We start from the raw sequence: 19,604 nt of genomic DNA on the forward strand, positions 1-19,604 counted from the left end.
CCGGCCGGACAGAAGTGACGGCCATGCCGTCACTTCACTGATATTCGCTGCGCAGCAGCGCGTACAGAAACTCATCGCCCCACTCGCCTTTAAAAAAGATATTCTGCCGGTAATGCGCCTCGCGACGAAAGCCCAGCCCTTCGAGGAGTTTGATCGCCCCGGTATTGCGAGTGTCTACCACCGCTATTAGCCGGTGATGGGCTAACTGCTCAAAGAGTAAGGCTATCACCGCCCTCATGGCTTCCCGGGCATACCCCTGATGCTGATATGCCGGGGAAAAGGTCATCCCCAGCTCGGCCTGTCTGCCCTGATCGAAAAAGTGGATCCCAACATCTCCCGCCAGCGCACCGTTGGCCTGGATCGCTACGGCAAGCTGGAACCAGCTTTCATCCTCAGCAAAGGCCAGCGAACGCTGTTGTTCATAGAAGGCTGTCGCCTCTGCCATGCTGTAGTGGGTCCAGCTCTGAAAGCGGGCCACCTCCGGCAGGTTGCGATAATGGCTGAAAGACGGCAGATCTTCCGTTCTGAACCGGCGCAGCAGCAGCCGGGGCGTGGTCAGGGGTAACATCATCTCTTCTCTTTTTCCTGGTGAGACGGGCAATCGCGCGCCATCTTAACCTGCGTAGCCTGGCGCTGCCAGGCTCATGGCGGAGCCTCATCCCAGCGATAGATTTGAGTGGTGGCCAGTGCCAGCATGGCGAAATCTTCCGGCGTATCGCCGTAGGCGAAGATCTCCTCGTAATCGGCCAGGGAGTAGTTCGCCAGGATACGCGCTTTTTTGGCCAGACCGCTGCAGTCTCCACCCTGATACTTTCCGGTCGCTGCCCCGTTTTGGAATTCCACTTCGCTGCACAGCAGCTCAAGATTATGCTGCTGGCACCACGGTCGAAGATAGACATCCAGCGAGGCTGAAACCACCACCACGGTGTCCCCTCGCGCCTGATGCCAGGCTATGCGCTGCATCGCGTTCTCCCGCAGTGTATGGGGAATAAATACCTGGCTATGATCGTTCCCGCGCTGCAGAATCTCAGGTTGCGATTTCCCGGCAAAAGCATAATGAAATACTTTTTGCCGGATGGCAGAGGCGGAAAGCCAGCCCATTTTCCAGGCGAGAATATACGGCAACAGCCGCAGTTTGCCCTGACGAATGGCTTTCGCATCGAGGGACTGATAAATAAAAGGGGTAAACGTATCTTCGTGGGTGATCGTGCCATCGAAGTCAAAAAAGGCAATGTTCTTCTTCATCCTTGTAACCTTGAACAGACACACCGGCGCCGCTAAGGTGCGGCTGATTTACTTTTTCCCCGCCTGGCGGCAAGATCCGGCATAATGCACCGCTGTCGCAGGACGGCCGAGTCTCCGGCCGTCGTGACAGCGAACCAGTCGACAGGAAAACGCATGAAGCCAAAACAAGCGGACATTCTCCGCCACGCCAGCGCGCTGTTTAATCGCGAAGGATATCAGTCCCCCAGCATCGAGCGGATTGCTGAGCATGCCGGCATCTCCAAAATGACCTTCTACCGCTACTATGCCGATAAAGAGGCGCTCATTCTGGCTATCCTCCGGCAAAAAGAGAGCGAGTTTATGCAGGATCTGACGCAGATCACCGCGGATAATGCCACCGCGCGGGAGAAGCTGTTCGCCGTGTTCGACTACTATCAGTGCTGGTTGACCTGCGAAACGTTCCACGGCTGCATGTTCACCCGCGCGCTGTTCGAATATGGCGCGTCATCGCCGGCGATCCGGGAGCAGTGCTCCCGGTTCAAGTCGCGCCTGTGGCAGTTTTTCCGCGATATCCTGACTCTGGTATTAAAACCAGAGCCTGCCGAACGGGTCGCTATGATGATGGTGATGCTCATCGATGGCGCCATCGCCGCCCAGCAGGCCGAGTCCGCCGAATGCCGGGAGATCCCGCCGGGGATCACCGCCTGGAGCGCGGCCAAAGCGCTTATTTACTCAGAAGGCGGTACGCTGTGAGATGATGCGCTGCCGTCCAGCGACTGCAGCGCCGCCAGCAGGCCATCATAGTAATCGTTGCAGGTTTGCAGGCGCAGCGCGGCGCCAAAGTAGACCTCCTCCATCGCCGCCGGATGTTTTTTGCCAATCGGCATAATGACATTATTCAGCCAACCGTCCGCATGGCCGATATCGACCGTGATATGTTCGGCATAGTAATGCACGTCGCGATCGGAAAGCCCAATCCGCCGACAGCGCGCCACCAGTTTTTCATACTGCGGCGGGTCGAGCAGTTCGGTCATCGCCATCACCCCCAGTGATTTGTAGTAATGCTGACGATTTACGCCGCCGACCATAAAGGCGTTATACCCGGCCAGCCCCTGCCACTCGTACAGATGGGCGAAATGATTGTCCGGTAAGGCGATATTCCGCCGCTTCAGTAAATCCTTATACAGATTGACGTGGGTGATCTCAGTGCTGCCCTGACCTATCTCATCCCACAGATTCTGCGCAATCTCGGCGCGGGTTTCCGGCAACGAGCCCACCAGCCCCATCGCCACCAGATCGAAGAAAAGCAGATTCAGCGCGCTGTCGCTTTTGAAGAAATAGTCGATCTGCGCGGCGGAGGCCTCGCTGGCAAGGAAATCGAACAGCGGATGATGAGACGCCGGGTGCTGCTGGCATAGAGCGCGCAGTTCGTCGACGATATTGCCGGCATTGAGCACCGGTCTCTGGCGGTGGAAACGTTTGCTTTCCGCCCGCAGCCACTCAGACTCAATGTAATTTCGGATCCCGGAGAGCAGCGGATGAAACTGATTGGCAGCCGCCGGCGAGAGCGGGTCGGCAAGCCAGGACTGATAGAGGATGAACAGCGCATGGTGCGCGCGCTTTTTGGCCTGCGGGTCGTCAGCGGAGAAGGCGCGGATGCAGGTATTCTCAGTCAGATGCCAAGCTCTGTCGGCGACCTGCGGATTGGCCGTCAATTTCAGCGACAGCGCGTTACTGTGCAGAAGCTGGTCAATTAACTCATCCAGCGCCAGCCTGGCCATCACCGCGGTTTGGTCACGACCAATGACCCCATTGTCGGTATTACGCATGAGTTTATCCCTGTGAAATGCATGGCTACTATACGGTATAGTACCGCTCACAATGCGGCAACGTAAATTTCATTCATATTGATAACATGCTGTTTTTTTTAGAGAATTTAAACCAAAAAAAACAAAAACCACCAAAATATTATTGATATTATAAAAATAATAACGTTACCATCCAGTACAGTGACAAACGACACAAGGAATCACTATGCCCTATCTGTTACTGACGCTGGCCGCCCTGTTCTGGGGGGGGAATTACGTTGTCGGTCACGTGCTGGTTCAGGGCGTGGATCCGATCCTGATGACCGAAGCGCGCTGGGCGCTGACGGCGCTGCTGCTGGGCCTGCTCTACCGCCGGCAGATTGCCGACAGTCGTCACCTGCTGCAGGAAAACGCCCCGGCGGTGCTGGTGCTCACCCTGTGCGGTCAGGTCAGTTTCCCGCTCACGCTCTATATCGGTCTGCAAACCACCTCCGCCCTCAACGCCGCCATCTATATGTCCGCCACGCCGAGCATGGTGCTGCTGATTAACCGGCTGATTTTTCGCGACCCGGTATCGGCCCGCAACTGGCTGGGAGTGGTCTTCAGCACTCTTGGGGTGATGATCCTCTTATTCAAGGGGGATCCGCTGCATGCCGCCTCGCTGCATACCTTTTCCGTCGGCGATTTGTGGGCGATGGGTTCGGCGCTGAGCTGGGCGCTCTATTGTTCGCTGTTACGTCTGAAGGACCGCCGCATCCCGGCGAATGGCTTTGTCGCCGTCAGCTCGCTGCTCGGCGCCCTGCTCCTGCTGCCAATCGTCGCCTTCTGGCTGATGCGCCACCCGGCGCAGGACTGGACCGCCTGGCGCGAGCCGTTTTTCCTCAGCGGTCTGGCTTATCTGGTGATTTTCCCGTCGTGGCTGGCCTATCTTTTCTGGAATAAAGGTATCGCTACGATTGGCGCCACGCGGGGGGAAATTTACACCCATATCATCCCGCTCTCCGGCGGGGTGTTGAGCATCCTCTTCCTGCATACCCAGCCCCATGCCTGGCACCTGTTCAGCGCGCTGTTCATTATGCTGGGGATTGGCATCTGCTCGCTGGAGAAACGCCAGGCGGCGACGGTTCGCCTGCGCGGTTAGCTTGTCTGCCGGGCGTCTGACAACGCCCGGCGTCAGCACTTAACGGCTGGTGGAGAGCGGCTGGTGAGGCGCCGTCCCGGCAGGTTGCGCCACCCGGCCCTCACGGCCAAAGAAGGTCAGAATGGTAATGACGATCGCCACCGTCCCGGCCACCAGGGCCATCGCCAGGCCGTAGTTATGCCCGTGGTGCTGGGCAATGGAGGCCTGCAGGGTGGCATTCACCGAGGCCAGCAGGTTACCCAGCTGATAGACGAAGCCGGGCAGCACTGCCCGGGTGTTGGCCGGAACCAGTTCGTTGAGCCAGGTAGGGATCACCCCCCAGGCGCCCTGCACCATAAACTGCATCAGAAACGCCCCGGCCCCCAGCGCCAGCGAGCCGCTGGCGAAAGCCCACAGCGGGATCACCGGCAGCGCCAGCAGGGCGGCGCTCATAATCGCTTTGCGCCGGCCGATCTTTTCCGACAGCGAGCCGAAGAAAACCCCGCCGATGATCGAGGCGATGTTGTAGCACACCGCGATAATGCTGACCGTTTTAGGCTCGAAGCCGTGCTGGACTTTCAAAAAGACCGGGTAGAGATCCTGCGTCCCGTGGGAGAAGAAGTTAAAGGCCGCCATCAGCACCACCAGGTACAGGCACAGCTTCCAGTGGCTACGCAACACCGGCAGCAGAGCCGTGCTCGCTTTACTCTGCCGTGCCGCCAGCCAGACCGGGGACTCCTCGACGCAGAAATAGATAAACGGCAACAGCAGCACCGGGGCGGCGCCAATGACAAACATCCCGCGCCAGCCGAGCTGAGTAAACAACAGCCCGTAGGCCACGGCCGCCAGCAGATAGCCGAAGGGATACCCCGCCTGGAACAGACCGGACATCAGGCCGCGCGAGCGGTCAGGGATCGTCTCCATCGCCAGCGACGAAGCCACGCCCCAGATCCCGCCCATCGCCACGCCGTACAGTACCCGCAGCAGAAAAAACAGCATCAACGACGGCGCCGCGGCGGAGAGCAGCTCAAAGGCGGAGAAGAAAACGATGTTGAGCATCAGGATCGGTTTGCGGCCAAACTTTTCCGCCGCCCTGCCGAAGATCAGCGCGCCGACAGGCCGCACGGCCAGGGTCAGCAGAATCGCCAGGGTCACCTCTTCAAGGTCGACGTGAAACGAGTGGGCGATATCGCTCAGTAAAAAAACCAACAGGAAAAAGTCGAAAGCATCGAGCGTCCAGCTTAAAAAACTGGCGATCGCCGCGTTGCGCTGTCGTGAAGTCCAGCCGTGCATCTTGTCATCCCTATCCCGACGGCGTTGCCGGGAGCTTGCGCGGCGTCCGGCAGAGCAGGCTGGTGCCACCGCTTGTGTAAAATGTTTGTATAGAAAGTTGCTCTTTTGTTAATTACACCCCTTTTCTGGCCGTCGGCAAGTTTATTAGCACGCTAATTTGTTTCAAATTGCGTGCGACGGCCCACCGGTTCGCTAATTTTCGACCAGAATTAAGGACAGGCTGGCTTCAGTGCACTGCCCCAGATGCCGCATCCACCCACAGGAAGGGAGAGAATCATGAAGAGAATCGCCATCGTCGGCGCCGGGCCGACGGGGATTTACACCTTGTATGAACTGGTGAAGCGTGGTGAGCCGCTATCGATCGCGCTGTTTGAAAAAGAGGCGCAGGCCGGGGTGGGTATGCCCTATAGCGACGATAATACCGCGGCGCAGATGCTGGCCAATATTGCCAGCATTGAGATCCCCCCTATTGACCTGACCTATCTGCAATGGCTGCAGCAGCAGAGCGACGACTGGCTGGCGGCGCGCGGTCTTGAACGGCAGGCTCTGCATGAGCGCCAGTTTCTGCCGCGGGTGATCCTCGGCGAGTACTACCGCGACCGCTTTCTATATCTTGTGCAACGGGCCAGAGACGCCGGCTTCGTGGTGAGCGTCTGCGAGTCCTGTGAGGTCACAGATATTGCGGTGCAGCCCGTCGGGATCGCCATCCACACCGACGGCGCGGCACAGCCGGTAATGGTCGATCTGGTGGTGATTGCCACCGGCCATTTGTGGCCTGAAGAAGAACGCGCCAGCCGGCAGTACTTCCCCAGTCCGTGGACCGGCCTGATGGAGGCCCGCATCGCCCCCTGTCGGGTCGGGATCCTCGGGACCTCCTTAAGCGCGATTGATGCCGCCGTGGCGGTGGTGGCCCGCCACGGCGTTTTCCATACTGAGCACGACAAAACCACCCATTTTTCCCTGCATCCCGGCAGCGACGCGCTGGAGATCACGCTGATGTCACGTAACGGCGTGCTGCCGGAGGCCGATTTTTACTGCCCGATCCCGTGGGAGCCGCTGGAGATCGCCACCCCTGCAGCCCTTGAGGCGGCCGTCGCTCGGGGTAGCGACGGCCTGCTGGATCGGGTGTTCCAGCTGATCGTCCATGAGCTGGAATATGCCGCCCCGGCCTGGTGCGAGGCGACGGGGCTGCGCCAGCTGACGCCTGACAGCATCGCCGACGCCTGGTTTGCCGACCGTCTCACCCATGACCCCTTCCAGTGGGCGCAGCACAATCTGCAGGAGGTGGAGCGCAATAAGCGCGAGCGCCACACGGTGCCCTGGCGCTATGCCATTCTCCGCCTGCACGAGGCGATTGAAACTGTGGTGCCGCAGCTCAACGACGAGGACAGCCGTCGCTTCCGCCAGGGGCTCGCCCGCGTGTTTATTGATAACTACGCTGCGATCCCGCCGGAGTCCATTCGCCGGTTGCTGGCCCTGCATCAGGCGGGCATTCTGCGAATTGTGGCGCTGGGTGAGGATTACGAGCTGCAGCGCGAGTCTGACCGGACGCTGATTGTCCATCATCAGCAGCGCTGTGAATTCGATGTCTTTATCGATGCCCGCGGACAGAAGGCATTGAAAACCCGGGATCTGCCCTTTCCTTCACTGCGCCAGCAGCTGCTGGCCTGCGGCGACGCTATCCCTGACGTTGGCGATGACTACACGCTGCAGGCGCCGGAGGCTGTGCGCGGCCGGGTCGCCTTCGGCGCTCTTCCCTGGCTAATGCACGATCGCCCCTTTGTCCAGGGGCTGACGGCCAGCGCCGAGATTGGCAGCGCAATGGCCCGCGCGGTCTCCCAGCAGGCAACTGGCCGGCGGCGTCGTCTCTGGTTTATCGAATAGCAGGACGTTTAAACGCAATATCCGAATAAAGGGGGGCCAGCAGGCGTGCTATAAACAGTGGCTGTTCGCCCCCGTGCAAGACCACGTCTAACATTTACGAGGTACTCATGAGTCATCTTTTTAGCGCGACGCGTATTGGTCAGTTGACGCTGGATAACCGTATCGTTATCGCCCCCATGTGTCAGTATTCTGCCGACGAGGGGAAGGCAACCTCCTGGCACCGGATCCACCTCGGGCAGCTGGCGTTCTCCGGCGCTGGCCTGTTAATTCTGGAAGCCACGGCAGTAGAGCCGGCGGGACGTATCTCGCCTGGGGATCTGGGGCTGTGGGATGATGAAACCGAAAACGCCCTGCGTGCCGTGGTGGAGGATATCCGGGCCTGGTCACCGATCCGTCTGGGGATCCAGCTGGGGCATGCCGGGCGCAAGGCCTCCTGCGCAGCCCCCTGGCAGGGTGGCCATCAGCTGGCGCTCAACCAGGGCGGCTGGCAGACCGTCGCCCCCTCCGCGGTGGCGTTTCACGACGGCGACCGCGCCCCGGCCGAGCTGAGCCATGCCGATCTGGCACGCATCAAAGCGGCCTTTGTCGCCAGCGCGTTGCGCGCCCAACGCCTGGGCTTTGAGCTGATTGAGCTGCACGCCGCTCACGGCTATCTGCTGCACCAGTTTCTTTCACCGCTCAGCAATCAGCGCCGTGACGAGTATGGCGGTTCGCTGGAAAACCGAATGCGCTATCCGCTGGAAGTGTTTAAGGCAATCCGCGAGGCGGTGGGCAACGCCATGGCGGTGGGCGTCAGGTTGTCGGCTACCGACTGGGTTGAAGGCGGTTGGGACGGCGAGCAGTCCATTCAGTTCAGCCAGCAGCTGGAAGCGCTGGGCAGCGACTATATCCATGTCTCCAGCGGCGGTTTGTCGCCGCTGCAGGCCATCACCGTCGGGCCGGGCTACCAGTTGCCTTTCGCCCGCGACATTCGCAAGCAGGTAGCCATCCCGGTGATTGGCGTAGGGCTGATCACCGACCCGCAGCAGGCGGAAGCGGCGCTGGAGAATGGCGATGCCGACCTGATCGCCCTCGCCCGCGCGGTGCTCTACGATCCGCACTGGCCATGGCACGCTGCCGCCAGCCTCGGCGCCCAGGTTCGCGTTCCTTCGCAATATCTGCGCTCCGAGCCACACGGCCTGAAGGGCACCCTGCTGCCAAACCGTTGAACCCGCGGCGGGCATAAAAAAGGGGTATCGTAAGATACCCCTCAGCAGGATGTTATTGCGGTCCACGTGCCGGGCGGAGGCGACGCCTTGCCCGGCCTACAAAAGGGTGATGCCCGGTCATTGCGCAGCCAACCCGCCCCCTGCGTAGGCCCGCGCAAGCGCAGCGCCGCCGGGCAATCAATCAGGCTCCGCTCCCTATATTTCCGGGCGACGGCCCGGCAAACACCGCGAGTTACTGCTGGGCGGGCGGTGGCGTGGTGTTCTGTTTATCCTTCGCGATACTGTCCTGAATGGCTTTGGTTTTGCTCGCCGCTTCCGCCGAAAGCTGATTGGCATCACCGATGGCGTTGTCTTTAATCTGACCCGCCTCTTTGACTATGCGGTCACTTTCCTGCTTTGCGTTCTGCTTCACCGCATCGGCCTGGGCTTTGGCCTGCTGGGCGATGGCATCCGCTTTCTTGTCCGCCTCCGCCTTGATGGCGCTGGCCTGATCCTTCAGACGATCGGCCTCGGCGTCGGCCTGGCTTTTCAGCGTATCAATTTGCTTATCCGCATCCTGCTTAATCGCCTGGGCTTTGTCCGCCGCGGCATCCTTCATCTGCTCCGCATTATCTTTGGCCTTATCCAGTTTGTTATCCACTTTCGACGCATCGTCGCAGCCAAACAGGGTCAGGCACAGGGCGGAAGCAAGCAGTGTTTTATTCCAGAGTTTCATCAGCATTCCCTTACAGGTTGAGTCATTATCCAGACTTGTGATTTATTGCCTTAATAGCATTCACATTTTATATATAAACGCTCAGCCACCAGAGTCAAGCCGACACCGGTCGATCCAGCGTCGCCACCAGCCCCTGCAGCCACTCGGCAAACACCCGCACCTTATGCGAGAGATGCCGGTGCGGATAGAGCAGCGACAGTGGCCGACGCGGCGCCGGGAAGTCCGGCAGAATTTCTACCAGCTCCCCACTGTCGATATAGGGTTGTAGAAAGAATCGCATTCCCTGCAGCATGCCCAGCCCTGCCAGCCCGGCGGCGGTAAAAACTTCTGAGTTGTCCAGCACCAGTTTACCGGGGATGGCGATCTGCCTGATGCCCTGCGGGGTCTGGAATCGCCAGGGCATAATCTGTCGGCTGCTGCTGTTTACCCAGTTCACCGCCAGGTGCGACTGCAGTTCCTCCAGCGTGGCGGGCGCTCCATAGCGAGCCAGATACGCGGGACTCGCGCAGGTGGTTAACGCCACCTCCCCCAGCGAGCGCGCCACATAGTCGCCATCCTCCAGATCCCCCACCCGCAGCAGACAATCCAGCCCATCGCGCAGCATATCCCGGCGCACATCGGAGCTACTGAGGACAATTTCCACCTCCGGATGGGCCTGATAAAAATCTGCCAGATGCGGGATCACCAGCAGCCGCGCAAAAGCGATTGGCATATCGACGCGTAGCTGGCCGCGGATCGGCCGGTCCGGCGCGAACGACTCCAGCAGATCGTCGGCCTGGGAGAGCAGCGGTTTACTGCGACGATAAAACTCTTCTCCTTCCGGCGTGAGATACAGGCGGCGGGTGGTGCGCTGCAGCAACCTGACACCGCTCTCCCGCTCCAGCTGCTGCAGCGCTTTGGTCACCGCCGGCCGGTGGATCTGCAAATTTTCCGCCGCCTGGGCAAAGCTGCCGGCGTCGACGATTTCAATAAAGATTTTAATATTTTCAAACAGATTCATCTGCATAACGGCTCGTTCCCCGTCTCTTCGCCTGTCTCAATTATTACCAATTTAATAACAGTGATGAAAGTTTTTGCTCATTTTTTAAAACAATAAAGGCGCCTACACTGCCCTCATTGCCGCATCGCTGGGGCGAAGAAATTGATAACTCATTAACGAACAAGGAAAAATATCATGCAAACTAACCGTGTGGCCCGCATTTTGGGTATTGAAAAACCGGTAGTCCAGGGCCCGCTCTCCTGGCTGACCGATGCTCGTCTGGTGGCGGCCGTCGGCAACGCCGGTGGTCTCGGGGTGCTGGGCCCGAACGCCGGCCTGACGGCGGCAACCGCCGTCTCCACGCCGGAGGCGACGGCAGAGAAAATGCGCGAAGAGATCCGCAAAACCAAACAGCTGACCGAGAAACCCTTTGGCGTCAACCTGATCCCGACGGCGGAAAACGACATCTGGACGCCGGCGATCCTTCCGGTGATCAAAGAGGAAGGCGTTAAGGTGGTGGTCTACACCGGCTACGGAAACGGTTCGTTAAAACCGGCGCTGTTCGATGAGCTGAAAACCGCCGGGATCACCATTATCTACCGCGATATTAACCCGACGCCGGAGAACAGCCGTCGCGCGGAGCAGGCCGGAGCGGACATCATCGTCGCCACCGGCTTTGACGAAGGCGGCACGCTGCCGGCTACCGCAATGGGGACCTTCACTATCGTCCCGCTGATCGTTGACGCTGTTCAGCGGGTTCCGGTGATGGCCGCGGGGGGCATCACCGACGCCCGGGGAGCGCGCGCTGCTCACGCCCTCGGCGCGGAAGGCGTCTTCGCCGGTTCGGTATTCATCAGCACCGTCGAAAGTCGCGTTCCCGACTCGGTGAAAGCGAAAATTCTCGCCGCCAACGGCCTGGATCTGCGGCTGTTTCGTACGCTGCCGGACTACTACCGCGCCCTGCCTGGCAAACTGAGCGACAAGCTGGTGGCCATGGACCGGGCCGGAGCCTCAAAGGCCGAGCTGGCCCAGGCGATGGGCGGTCTGCGCGGAATGCGGCTGGGCATGCTGGAGGGGAATACCGATGAGGGGTATATCTCGCTGGGGGCGGGGATCGGCAACATCCATGCCATCGCCTCCGTCGCCGAGGTAGTCAACCAGCTGGCGGTGTGAAGCCGCCAGCCGGGGCACGGTAACCGGCGCGATCAGGCGTCAGCTACCTTCTCTACCGCCCAGGAGAACGCGTCGATAGCCAGCCCGACGTCGGCGGCGGTGACCGACTCCGCCGGGTGATGGCTGACGCCCCCCAGGCAGCGCACAAACAGCATGGCCGATGGCCAGCGCTCGGCGATGGCGATGGCGTCATGCCCTGCGCCGCTCGGCAGCGTCAGTGAACGCCCCTGCACCGCCGTCACCGCCTCGCTCAGAACCGCCTGCAGTTGACTGTCGCAGGCGGTGGCGGCGATACGGTAATACTCCTCGGCGGTGAAGCTCAGCTGGCGGCGCCCGGCAATGGCCTGCGCCTGCGCCAGCAGCTCTTCCAGCAGCGCCGCAAGCGGTGCATCCTGCGGGCCGCGAATATCCAGCGTCAGCTGCACCTCGCCCGGAATCACATTCACCGCGCCCGGCGCACAGCGCAGGGTGCCGACCGTCGCCACCAGGTTGCCGCCGCGCTGCCGGGTCAGGCTTTCCACCTGCACCATCCATTCCGCCGCCGCGGCGAGCGCGTCCTTACGATGGAGCATCGGCACCGTGCCGGCATGGCCGGCTTCGCCGGTAAAGCGGCAGGTCAGGCGGCGGGCGCCGTTAATCGCCTCCACCACGCCGAGCGCCAGACCCGCCTGCTCCAGGCACGGCCCCTGCTCGATATGCAGTTCGAGATAGGCGGCGATATCCTGCGGGTTGCGGGCGGCATGGGCGATCCGCGCCGGATCGAGTCCGGCATTCACCAGCGCCTGGGCGACGCTCACCCCGTCGGCATCGCACTGCGACAGCCAGCTTTCGGGCCAGGTGCCGGTGACGCCGCGGCTGCCCAGCAGGGTGATGCCGAAGCGGGTGCCCTCTTCATCGCCAAAGCCGACGATCTCGATAGCCTTCGCCAGCCGTCGCCCCTGCTGGTGCAGACGCTGGACCACCTCAATCGCCGCCAGTACGCCGAGCATGCCGTCGTAGCGCCCGGCGTTGCGCACGGTGTCGAGATGAGAGCCCAGCAGCACCGCCGGCGCCCCCTCCTGCACGCCTTCATAGCGACCGCAGATATTACCGACGCTGTCCTGCCATACCATCATGCCGGCGGCCTGCATCCACTGGCCCACCAGCTGGTTCGCCTGCAGATGTTCCGGCGACAGATAGACCCGGGTCAGGGCGTCGGCGGTTTCGCTGAGGACGGCCAGCTGGTCGGCGCGCGCCATCACCCGGCTGGCGGCCGCCTCTCTCTCCGCCTGCTGGCGGACGGTATCACTCATAGGGTGGCCTCGGTGCGGTAGTGATCCCAGGCCGCCTGCATCGCCGCGCCCTGGGTGGTGGTGAACTTGAGGTAGTTCAGGACCGCCTCCAGCGCGCTGAGGGTCTGCATCACACAGTCTTTACGCGCGTTATAGCCCATGGTGCCAATGCGCCAGACTTTACCGTGCAGCGGGCCGAACGAGGTGCCAATCTCAATGCCGAAATCTTCCAGCATCAGCTTACGCACCTGATCGCCGTTGATCCCGTTGGGGATCACCACCCCCAGCACGTTATTCATTTTGTGCCGCAGGTCGCCAAAGGTCTCAAGACCCATCGCCTGGATCCCTTTCAGCAGCGCATCGCCGTGCAGCTTGTGGCGGGCGATGCCGTTGTCGAGTCCCTCCTGAAGGATCAGGCGCGCGCACTCCCGGGCGGCGAACAGCGCCGAGGTCGCTTCGGTATGGTGGTTCAGGCGCTCCGGCCCCCAGTAATCCATCACCATGCCGAGATCGAAATAGTTGGAGTAGATCATCTCGTCGACGCCATCGTGGTGGGCATCGGTGCGGATCCCCTGCTCAATGCAGCGGCGGCGGCGGATGACCTCTTCCATCCGTGGGCTGAGGGTGATGGGCGAGGTGCCGGAGGGGCCGCCAAGGCACTTCTGCATCCCGGCGGACACCGCGTCCAGCTGCCAGGCGTCGGTTTCCAGCGGGTTGCCGCCGAGCGACGCGGTGGCGTCGGTATAGAACAGCACATCGTGGCGACGACAAATCTCTCCCAGCTCCGCCAGCGGCTGCAGCATGGTGGTCGAGGTATCGCCCTGCACGGTGAGCAGCAGGCGCGGGCGCACGCGCTTGATCGCGTCTTCAACCTGGTCCGGGGTAAAGACTTCCCCCCACGGCACCTCGATGGTGTGTACTTCTGCCCGGCAGCGGCGCGCAATCTCGCACAGCAGATGACCAAACCGGCCGAACACCGGCACCAGCACCTTGTCACCCGGCCGGATCGCCGACACCAGAATCGCTTCGATACCGGCGCGGGAGGTGCCGTCCACCAGCATCGTCCAGCGGTTTTCGGTGCGAAATACGCCGCGGTACAGCGCCATCACTTCATTCATGTAGTGGGTCATCGCCGGATCGTACTGACCCACCAGCTGGCTCGCCATGGCGCGCAGCACGCGCGGGTCGGCGTTGATCGGCCCCGGGCCCATCAGCAGGCGCTGTGGCGGGTTAATTTGCGAAAACTGAGTGATATCCATCTGCCATTCCTTACGTTAGTTAAGACCGCGCACCGAGGAGATAAACTGTTTCAGTTCGGTTGTCTGCGGACTGGCGAACAGCGTTTTGCTGTCGCCCTGCTCCCAGACGCGCCCCTGATGCATAAACACCACGCGGTCGCCCACTTCGCGGGCAAAATTCATTTCATGGGTGACGAGGATCAGCGTCATGCCTTCCGCCGCCAGCTGCTCCAGCACCTTCAGCACTTCGCCCACCAGTTCCGGGTCAAGCGCCGAAGTGATTTCGTCACAGAGTAAAACTTTTGGCGACATGGCCAGCGCCCGGGCGATGGCCACGCGCTGCTGCTGGCCGCCGGAGAGGTTGGCCGGATAGTAATCCAGACGATCGCCAAGACCGACCTTCTCCAGCATCCGCTGCGCCAGCTCGCGACATTCGGCCTGAGACTTCTTCAGCACCCGCCGCGGGGCCAGCATGACGTTCTCCAGCGCCGTCATGTGCGGAAAGAGATTGAAGTTCTGAAACACCATGCCGATGGAGCGGCTGATCTCCCGGGCCTGGGAATCGCGGTCGGTGATGGTCATGCCCCCGAGCTTGATGCTCCCCTCCTGGTACCCCTCCAGACCATTGATGCAGCGCAGCAGGGTGCTTTTGCCCGAGCCGCTGCGGCCGATGATCGAGATTACTTCCCCCATGTCGATATCCAGATCGACGCCCTTCAGCACATGGTTGTCGCCGTAGTACTTCTGCATCTGATTAATGGTGATGAGAGGCATTGAATTTGTTCTCCAGATAACGGCTGTAGCGGGACAGCGGATAGCACAGAATGAAATAGCCCAGCGCCACCAGGGCAAACACTTTAAACGGCTGGTAAGTGACGTTGGTCAGCATGGTTCCTGCCTTGGTCAGCTCCACAAAGCCGATAATCGATGCCAACGCCGTGCCTTTGATCCCCTGCACGGCGAACCCCACCGTTGGCGCGATGGCGATGCGCAGCGCCTGCGGCGCCACCACCCGGTACAGGGTCTGGCCGAAGCTCAGCCCGAGACAGCGCGAGGCTTCCCACTGGCCTTTCGGCAGCGCGCGAATGCTGCCGAACCAGATATCCAGCAGAAAGGCGCTGGTATAAAGCGTCAGAGCCACCGACGCCGCGGTCCATGCCGAGACGTCGATGCCGAACAGCGCCACGCCGAAAAATGCCAGAAACAGCTGCATTAGCAGCGGCGTCCCCTGAAACAGTTCGACGTAGCCGCGGATCAGCCGTTTCACCTGCCGTCCGCCGGTCAGGCGCAGCAGCAGCAGCGGTAAGGTCACCAGCGCCCCGCCGGTGAACGCGACCAGCGACAGCAGCACCGTCCAGCGACCGGCCAGCAGCAGGTTGCGGATAATGTCCCAGTCGGTAAAGGTGGTCATCATGCCTGCACCCCCAGCCATTTACGCCCTGCCGCCATCAGCAGCTGGCGCATCGCTATCGATAACGCTAAGTAGATCCCGGTGGTCACCAGATAGACCTCAAAGCTCAAAAACGTCCGCGACTGGATCAGGTTGGCGGCGAAGGTCAGCTCCTCATAGGAGACCTGCGACACCACCGACGAGCCGAGCATCACGATGATGCACTGGCTAACCAGCGCCGGATAAATCCGCTGCAGCGCCGGGGGCAGTACCACGCGAACGAAAGTTTGCGTCCGGCTGAGCCCGAGCACGCGTCCGGCCTCCCACTGGCCTTTCGGCGTCACCTGGATGCCGGCGCGCACGATCTCGGTGCTGTAAGCCCCGAGGTTAACCACCATCGCCAGCAGCGCCGCTTCGCCGGCGGTCATCTTCAGACCCAGGTTCGGTAAACCAAAAACGATAAAAAAGAGCTGCACCACGAACGGCGTGTTACGGATGATTTCCACATATCCGCCCCAGATCCGGCTGAGGACGCCCGGGCGGCCGCTGCGGATCGCCGCCCCGAGGATCCCAATCGCCAGTCCGCCGATCGTCGCCAGCACCGTCAGCTGCACCGTCACCCATAGACCGGCCAGCAGCTCCGGCCAGTGCGGCCAGAGCTCAGAAAAATGAAGTTGCTCCGTCATCCACAGACCTTACGCGCCGAGGCTGGCAGGCAGCGGCGCTTTCAGCCACTTCTCAGACAAACCGTTGAGGGTACCGTCCTTAATGCCTTGCTCGATCAGGGTATCCACTTTCGCCTTCAGCGCCGGTTCGTTCTTTTTCAGCCCGATAAAGCACGGCGAGTCTTTCAGCATAAAGCTCGGCACCGGCGCTTTGTCAGCGTTCTGCCGGGAGATGGCCGCCACCACCAGGTTACCGGTGGCGACATACTGCACCTGGCCCGACAGATAGGCCGACAGCGTGGTGTTATTGTCCTCGTAGCGCTTAATCTGCGCCGCCTGCGGCGCCACGCTGGTCAGCACCATATCTTCCACCGCCCCACGGGTCACGCCGATGCTTTTACCGCTCAGCGCGGCCGCGTCCTTCAGCTCCGCCCCTTTCGGGCCAAACACCCCGAGGAAGAACGGGGCGTAGGCGCGGCTGAAGTCGATCACTTTCTCTCGCTCGGCGTTTTTGCCGAGGCTGGAGATCACCAGGTCCACCTTATCGGTCTGCAGATACGGCACGCGGTTGGCGCTGGTCACCGGGACCAGCTGCAGCTTGAGCTTCATCGACTTCGCCAGATAGCGCGCCATATCGATGTCATACCCCTGCGGCTGCAGGTCAGTCCCCACCGAGCCGAACGGCGGAAAATCCTGGGGCACGGCAATGCGGATGACGCCGCGTTTTTCAATATCCTGGAGCTGGTCAGCCTGCGCAGCAGAAACAGACGAAAGGAGACAAGCGGCCCCGGCCAGTGCGATCAACAGTTTCTTCATGATGTTTACCCGTTACGTTAGCATGAAACAAAAGATTCTTTGAATCTGTTTCTGCAACTAATGTGCCAGATACGGTCGATGCGCGGGTTGGCGAGGAATTTAAGCTAAAAGTGAGAAAGGACAGGCAGTAAGGAGCCGAAGAACAAAAAACAACGGCGCCAGAACGCGGAACAATATGCACCATATTGATGCACAGCACCACGCTGGCGCCCCATCAGCGTTGTTCCAGCTCGTCCAGCTGCTGGTAAAGCGTAGCGATATCGTGGATGCGCGGACGACCGCTATCGAGCGTTTCGTGCAGAAAGGCATTGGCCAGCAGATTGATCAGGCTGTTGACCGAGGCATAGCTGTCGTAAGCCGAGACGCTGTCCAGCGGCGCGCAGAGCTGCCAGCGGGAGAGCGGGAACAGACTGTGGGCCTGCGGCTCGCACATTAACAGGACCGGCACACCATCTCGCTGCAGCTGCTGCAGGAGCGGGCGGACGATCCGCGGCCGCCGGCGAAATGCCATCATCACCACCAGATCATCGGCGGTCAGATCGACCAGCTCTTCGCTGAGGCTCTGCCCAGGCTGGGGCAGCACCAGCACCTGACCGCGGGCCTGCAGCAGCTGCTGGCGCAGGTGCAGCGCCGCCGGATAGGCATTGCGCATACCAATCACCACAATGCGGCGCGCGGCCACCATCGCCATCAGCGCCTCGGCGAACTGGCGCGCGTCAAGGGCGTTGACCCATTGGATGAGGTTCGCCATCTCCTGCTTATAATGACGCGCCAGCAGCGTGTTACCCTGCACCGCGTCGCGCTGATCAGTCAGCGGCATCCCGCTCTGGCGCAGGGTGCGCAGTTCATCGCGCATGTCCTTATATTTGTCATAGCCCAGGCGCTTGAACAGCCGGCTGACGGTGGCTTTCGATACGCCGCTCAGCTGCGCCAGCTCGGCGCTGTTGTAGCTTATCAGGTCATCAAAGTGGTCAAAGATGAAATCCGCCACCCGCTGTTCCTGCGGCGACAGCGAGGCGTATTGCCCTTTCAGTCGTTCATCGAGTTGTTGCATAGCGCCCCTGTAACTTTCGTTTCATCATCCATCCCTCATCATACTGTATCTGCTATGCCTTACACATAGCGTGCCAGCGGGAAAATTCCGGTCATTGTTTTTATCAATGAAACGAAACGTTCAGAGCTGGAACAGCTTTTGCAGTGTTCTGCCGGTGATTCGTTCAGAAAGGATAATTTATGCACAGTAGCAACGTTTCGACCCACGGCATGGCGGTCGCTCCCCACCACCTCGCCAGCCAGAGCGCGCTGGCCATCTTGCGCGAGGGCGGCAGCGCCATTGAAGCGATGGTGGCTGCCGCGGCGGCCATCGCCGTCGTCTATCCCCATATGAATGGCCTGGGTGGGGATGGTTTCTGGCTGATCGTGCCGCCTGAGGGAGACCCCATCGCCATTGACGCCAGCGGGGCCGCCGGGTCGCTGGCCACCCTCGAGGCCTACGCCGGACAGCAGCATATTCCCCACCGGGGACCGCAGGCCGCGCTGACCGTCGCCGGCACCGTCAGCGGCTGGGACGAGGCGCTGCGGATTTCACGGGACTTAACCGGCCGCGCGCTGCCGGTGGCCCGCCTGCTGGCCGATGCGATCGGCTATGCCGAAGACGGCATTCCGGTCACCGCCTCGCAGGCCCACGCCACCGCCAGCAAACTGGAAGAGCTGCGCCATCAGCCAGGCTTCAGCGAAACCTGGCTGATGGCGGGCGAGCCCCCCCGGACCGGCAGCCGCTTTCGCCAGCCCGCCCTCGCCGGAACGCTGTGCATGCTGGCCAGCGACGGTCTCGACAGTTTCTATCGCGGCCCGCTGGCCGAACGTCTCGCCCAGGGGATGGCCGCGCTGGGGATGCCCGTCACCCTCGGCGACCTGCAGGCCCACCGCGCCCGGCGTCCGGCGCCGCTGACCCTTCAGCACCGGCAGGGCACGCTGTGGAACCTCGCCCCGCCCACACAGGGGCTGGTGTCGCTGGCGATCCTCGGCATCACCGACCGTCTGAAGATGGCCGACGCCGACGAGGCGCAAACGGTGCACCGTATCGTCGAAGCCACCAAGCGGGCGTTTGCCCTGCGCGATGCGCATATCACCGATCCGCGCCATCTGGATGTGGATGTTCAGGCGTTGCTCACCCCGGAAGCCCTGCAGCCGCTGGCCGACAGCATCGACGACGCCAGCGCTTCTCCCTGGGGCGGCGGCAAAGGCCCGGGCGATACCGTCTGGATGGGCGTCGTGGATAACAGCGGGCTGGCGGTGTCATTCATTCAGAGCATCTATCACGAGTTTGGCAGCGGCGTGGTGATCCCGGACACCGGGATCGTCTGGCAAAACCGCGGGGCGGCCTTCAGCCTCGATCCGCAGCATCTCCTGGCGCTGGCCCCTGGCAAACAGCCGTTCCATACCCTCAACCCCGCCGCGGCGCGCCTGAACGATGGCCGGGTGATGGTCTATGGCTCGATGGGCGGCGACGGTCAGCCGCAGACCCAGGCGGCGCTGTTTACCCGCTATATCCTGCAGGGGGCGCCGCTGCAGGAGAGCATCTCCCGTCCGCGCTGGCTGCTGGGCCGCACCTGGGGCCAGTCCTCGGATTCACTGAAGCTGGAGGGACGCTTTGCCCCCGCCTGCATCGCGCGTCTGCGCGATCTGGGGCACGAGGTGGAAGTGCTGGCCGATTTCAGCGAAGCGATGGGCCACGCCGGGGCCATTGTCCGCCATCCCAACGGCCTGCTTGAAGGGGCTACCGATCCACGCAGCAACGGCGCCGCCGCCGGATACTAA

19 protein-coding genes are annotated in these 19,604 nt (G+C 61.5%); 6 read left to right on the forward strand and 13 right to left on the reverse strand.

The features are described 5' to 3' along the window. Nucleotides 1-34 precede the first annotated feature (34 nt). Nucleotides 35-571: a GNAT family N-acetyltransferase gene (locus ACLH1I_RS21230; protein WP_198080052.1), complete on the reverse strand. Its 537-nt coding sequence runs from the start codon at nucleotides 569-571 to the stop codon at nucleotides 35-37. 71 nt (nucleotides 572-642) lie between these two features. Beyond that, a complete protein-coding gene (locus ACLH1I_RS21235; RefSeq protein ID WP_023318284.1) occupies nucleotides 643-1,245 on the reverse strand; it encodes an HAD-IB family hydrolase in 603 nt (200 codons plus the stop codon). A 153-nt stretch (nucleotides 1,246-1,398) separates the two neighbouring features. Here ACLH1I_RS21235 and ACLH1I_RS21240 point away from each other — a divergent pair, with 153 nt between their 5' ends. After that, nucleotides 1,399-1,977: a TetR/AcrR family transcriptional regulator gene (locus ACLH1I_RS21240; RefSeq protein WP_017900282.1), complete on the forward strand. Its 579-nt coding sequence runs from the start codon at nucleotides 1,399-1,401 to the stop codon at nucleotides 1,975-1,977. Here ACLH1I_RS21240 and ACLH1I_RS21245 read toward each other — a convergent pair. Beyond that, nucleotides 1,953-3,053 (reverse strand): iron-containing redox enzyme family protein, encoded by a 1,101-nt coding sequence (locus ACLH1I_RS21245; RefSeq protein WP_198080053.1) that lies wholly within the window; start codon nucleotides 3,051-3,053, stop codon nucleotides 1,953-1,955. The genes ACLH1I_RS21240 and ACLH1I_RS21245 overlap by 25 nt on opposite strands. Before the next feature lie 205 nt (nucleotides 3,054-3,258). Between ACLH1I_RS21245 and ACLH1I_RS21250 the strand changes: the two genes are divergently transcribed. Further along, nucleotides 3,259-4,173 (forward strand): DMT family transporter, encoded by a 915-nt coding sequence (locus ACLH1I_RS21250; RefSeq protein WP_064794333.1) that lies wholly within the window; start codon nucleotides 3,259-3,261, stop codon nucleotides 4,171-4,173. Nucleotides 4,174-4,212: 39 nt separating this feature from the next. Here the strand turns inward: ACLH1I_RS21250 and ACLH1I_RS21255 are convergent, their stop codons facing one another. After that, nucleotides 4,213-5,445: an MFS transporter gene (locus tag ACLH1I_RS21255; protein WP_032456074.1), complete on the reverse strand. Its 1,233-nt coding sequence runs from the start codon at nucleotides 5,443-5,445 to the stop codon at nucleotides 4,213-4,215. 276 nt (nucleotides 5,446-5,721) lie between these two features. On the opposite strand from ACLH1I_RS21255, the gene ACLH1I_RS21260 reads away from it, so the two are divergent. Then, entirely contained in the window at nucleotides 5,722-7,329 is a 1,608-nt protein-coding gene (locus ACLH1I_RS21260) for an FAD-NAD(P)-binding protein (RefSeq protein ID WP_064794332.1), read from the forward strand. Between the two features lie 107 nt (nucleotides 7,330-7,436). Beyond that, nucleotides 7,437-8,537: an NADH:flavin oxidoreductase/NADH oxidase gene (locus tag ACLH1I_RS21265; protein WP_048324247.1), complete on the forward strand. Its 1,101-nt coding sequence runs from the start codon at nucleotides 7,437-7,439 to the stop codon at nucleotides 8,535-8,537. Between the two features lie 232 nt (nucleotides 8,538-8,769). On the opposite strand, the gene ACLH1I_RS21270 is transcribed toward ACLH1I_RS21265, so the two are convergent. Together ACLH1I_RS21270 and ACLH1I_RS21275 are read right to left on the reverse strand one after the other, a co-directional pair. Next, a complete protein-coding gene (locus ACLH1I_RS21270) occupies nucleotides 8,770-9,258 on the reverse strand; it encodes a hypothetical protein (RefSeq protein ID WP_004205841.1) in 489 nt (162 codons plus the stop codon). An 88-nt stretch (nucleotides 9,259-9,346) separates the two neighbouring features. Further along, entirely contained in the window at nucleotides 9,347-10,252 is a 906-nt protein-coding gene (locus ACLH1I_RS21275; RefSeq protein WP_074403997.1) for a LysR family transcriptional regulator, read from the reverse strand. Nucleotides 10,253-10,426: 174 nt separating this feature from the next. On the opposite strand from ACLH1I_RS21275, the gene ACLH1I_RS21280 reads away from it, so the two are divergent. Then, nucleotides 10,427-11,404, forward strand: coding sequence for an NAD(P)H-dependent flavin oxidoreductase (locus ACLH1I_RS21280; RefSeq protein ID WP_198080055.1), 978 nt, complete (start codon nucleotides 10,427-10,429; stop codon nucleotides 11,402-11,404). A 32-nt stretch (nucleotides 11,405-11,436) separates the two neighbouring features. Here the strand turns inward: ACLH1I_RS21280 and hpxK are convergent, their stop codons facing one another. The 7 genes from hpxK to hpxU all read right to left on the reverse strand — a co-directional run bounded on the left by hpxK (nucleotide 11,437) and on the right by hpxU (nucleotide 17,838). Next, nucleotides 11,437-12,696 carry an allantoate amidohydrolase gene (hpxK, locus tag ACLH1I_RS21285; protein WP_151385441.1) on the reverse strand — a complete coding sequence of 420 codons (1,260 nt, stop codon included), beginning with the start codon at nucleotides 12,694-12,696 and terminating at the stop codon, nucleotides 11,437-11,439. Further along, complete coding sequence (locus tag ACLH1I_RS21290; protein WP_004205834.1) at nucleotides 12,693-13,934, reverse strand: pyridoxal-phosphate-dependent aminotransferase family protein; 1,242 nt, start codon at nucleotides 13,932-13,934, stop codon at nucleotides 12,693-12,695. The genes hpxK and ACLH1I_RS21290 overlap by 4 nt, the downstream gene beginning before the upstream one ends. A 15-nt stretch (nucleotides 13,935-13,949) precedes the next feature. Beyond that, the gene (locus ACLH1I_RS21295) at nucleotides 13,950-14,687 is read right to left on the reverse strand and encodes an amino acid ABC transporter ATP-binding protein (protein ID WP_002905293.1); all 738 of its coding nucleotides are present in this window, start codon (nucleotides 14,685-14,687) and stop codon (nucleotides 13,950-13,952) included. After that, a complete protein-coding gene (locus tag ACLH1I_RS21300) occupies nucleotides 14,668-15,324 on the reverse strand; it encodes an amino acid ABC transporter permease (protein ID WP_198080074.1) in 657 nt (218 codons plus the stop codon). The genes ACLH1I_RS21295 and ACLH1I_RS21300 overlap by 20 nt, the downstream gene beginning before the upstream one ends. Continuing rightward, on the reverse strand, nucleotides 15,324-15,989 hold the full coding sequence (locus ACLH1I_RS21305; protein WP_002905296.1) for an amino acid ABC transporter permease: 666 nt from the start codon (nucleotides 15,987-15,989) through the stop codon (nucleotides 15,324-15,326). The genes ACLH1I_RS21300 and ACLH1I_RS21305 overlap by 1 nt, the downstream gene beginning before the upstream one ends. A 9-nt stretch (nucleotides 15,990-15,998) precedes the next feature. After that, nucleotides 15,999-16,784, reverse strand: coding sequence for a transporter substrate-binding domain-containing protein (locus ACLH1I_RS21310; RefSeq protein ID WP_004143665.1), 786 nt, complete (start codon nucleotides 16,782-16,784; stop codon nucleotides 15,999-16,001). A gap of 214 nt (nucleotides 16,785-16,998) precedes the next feature. Further along, entirely contained in the window at nucleotides 16,999-17,838 is an 840-nt protein-coding gene (hpxU, locus tag ACLH1I_RS21315) for a MurR/RpiR family transcriptional regulator HpxU (protein WP_411302891.1), read from the reverse strand. A gap of 179 nt (nucleotides 17,839-18,017) precedes the next feature. Between hpxU and hpxW the strand changes: the two genes are divergently transcribed. Next, nucleotides 18,018-19,604, forward strand: coding sequence for an oxamate amidohydrolase (gene hpxW / locus ACLH1I_RS21320; protein ID WP_198080056.1), 1,587 nt, complete (start codon nucleotides 18,018-18,020; stop codon nucleotides 19,602-19,604).

Source organism: Klebsiella sp. 1SOBk10mer (assembly GCF_046602535.1).
In the GTDB taxonomy this organism is placed as follows: Bacteria; Pseudomonadota; Gammaproteobacteria; order Enterobacterales; family Enterobacteriaceae; genus Klebsiella; species Klebsiella quasipneumoniae.

What these genes read in the sequence shown, in the direction of transcription:
- ACLH1I_RS21250 (WP_064794333.1), top strand. Translation starts at nt 3,259, where the DNA reads ATGCCCTATCTGTTACTGACGCTGGCCGCCCTGTTCTGGGGGGGGAAT.
- hpxW (WP_198080056.1), top strand. Translation starts at nt 18,018, where the DNA reads ATGCACAGTAGCAACGTTTCGACCCACGGCATGGCGGTCGCTCCCCAC.
- ACLH1I_RS21300 (WP_198080074.1), bottom strand. Translation starts at nt 15,324, where the DNA reads ATGACCACCTTTACCGACTGGGACATTATCCGCAACCTGCTGCTGGCC.
- ACLH1I_RS21290 (WP_004205834.1), bottom strand. Translation starts at nt 13,934, where the DNA reads ATGGATATCACTCAGTTTTCGCAAATTAACCCGCCACAGCGCCTGCTG.
- hpxU (WP_411302891.1), bottom strand. Translation starts at nt 17,838, where the DNA reads ATGCAACAACTCGATGAACGACTGAAAGGGCAATACGCCTCGCTGTCG.
- ACLH1I_RS21245 (WP_198080053.1), bottom strand. Translation starts at nt 3,053, where the DNA reads ATGCGTAATACCGACAATGGGGTCATTGGTCGTGACCAAACCGCGGTG.
- ACLH1I_RS21295 (WP_002905293.1), bottom strand. Translation starts at nt 14,687, where the DNA reads ATGCCTCTCATCACCATTAATCAGATGCAGAAGTACTACGGCGACAAC.
- ACLH1I_RS21265 (WP_048324247.1), top strand. Translation starts at nt 7,437, where the DNA reads ATGAGTCATCTTTTTAGCGCGACGCGTATTGGTCAGTTGACGCTGGAT.
- ACLH1I_RS21280 (WP_198080055.1), top strand. Translation starts at nt 10,427, where the DNA reads ATGCAAACTAACCGTGTGGCCCGCATTTTGGGTATTGAAAAACCGGTA.
- ACLH1I_RS21270 (WP_004205841.1), bottom strand. Translation starts at nt 9,258, where the DNA reads ATGCTGATGAAACTCTGGAATAAAACACTGCTTGCTTCCGCCCTGTGC.
- hpxK (WP_151385441.1), bottom strand. Translation starts at nt 12,696, where the DNA reads ATGAGTGATACCGTCCGCCAGCAGGCGGAGAGAGAGGCGGCCGCCAGC.
- ACLH1I_RS21255 (WP_032456074.1), bottom strand. Translation starts at nt 5,445, where the DNA reads ATGCACGGCTGGACTTCACGACAGCGCAACGCGGCGATCGCCAGTTTT.
- ACLH1I_RS21240 (WP_017900282.1), top strand. Translation starts at nt 1,399, where the DNA reads ATGAAGCCAAAACAAGCGGACATTCTCCGCCACGCCAGCGCGCTGTTT.
- ACLH1I_RS21260 (WP_064794332.1), top strand. Translation starts at nt 5,722, where the DNA reads ATGAAGAGAATCGCCATCGTCGGCGCCGGGCCGACGGGGATTTACACC.
- ACLH1I_RS21235 (WP_023318284.1), bottom strand. Translation starts at nt 1,245, where the DNA reads ATGAAGAAGAACATTGCCTTTTTTGACTTCGATGGCACGATCACCCAC.
- ACLH1I_RS21230 (WP_198080052.1), bottom strand. Translation starts at nt 571, where the DNA reads ATGATGTTACCCCTGACCACGCCCCGGCTGCTGCTGCGCCGGTTCAGA.
- ACLH1I_RS21275 (WP_074403997.1), bottom strand. Translation starts at nt 10,252, where the DNA reads ATGAATCTGTTTGAAAATATTAAAATCTTTATTGAAATCGTCGACGCC.
- ACLH1I_RS21310 (WP_004143665.1), bottom strand. Translation starts at nt 16,784, where the DNA reads ATGAAGAAACTGTTGATCGCACTGGCCGGGGCCGCTTGTCTCCTTTCG.
- ACLH1I_RS21305 (WP_002905296.1), bottom strand. Translation starts at nt 15,989, where the DNA reads ATGACGGAGCAACTTCATTTTTCTGAGCTCTGGCCGCACTGGCCGGAG.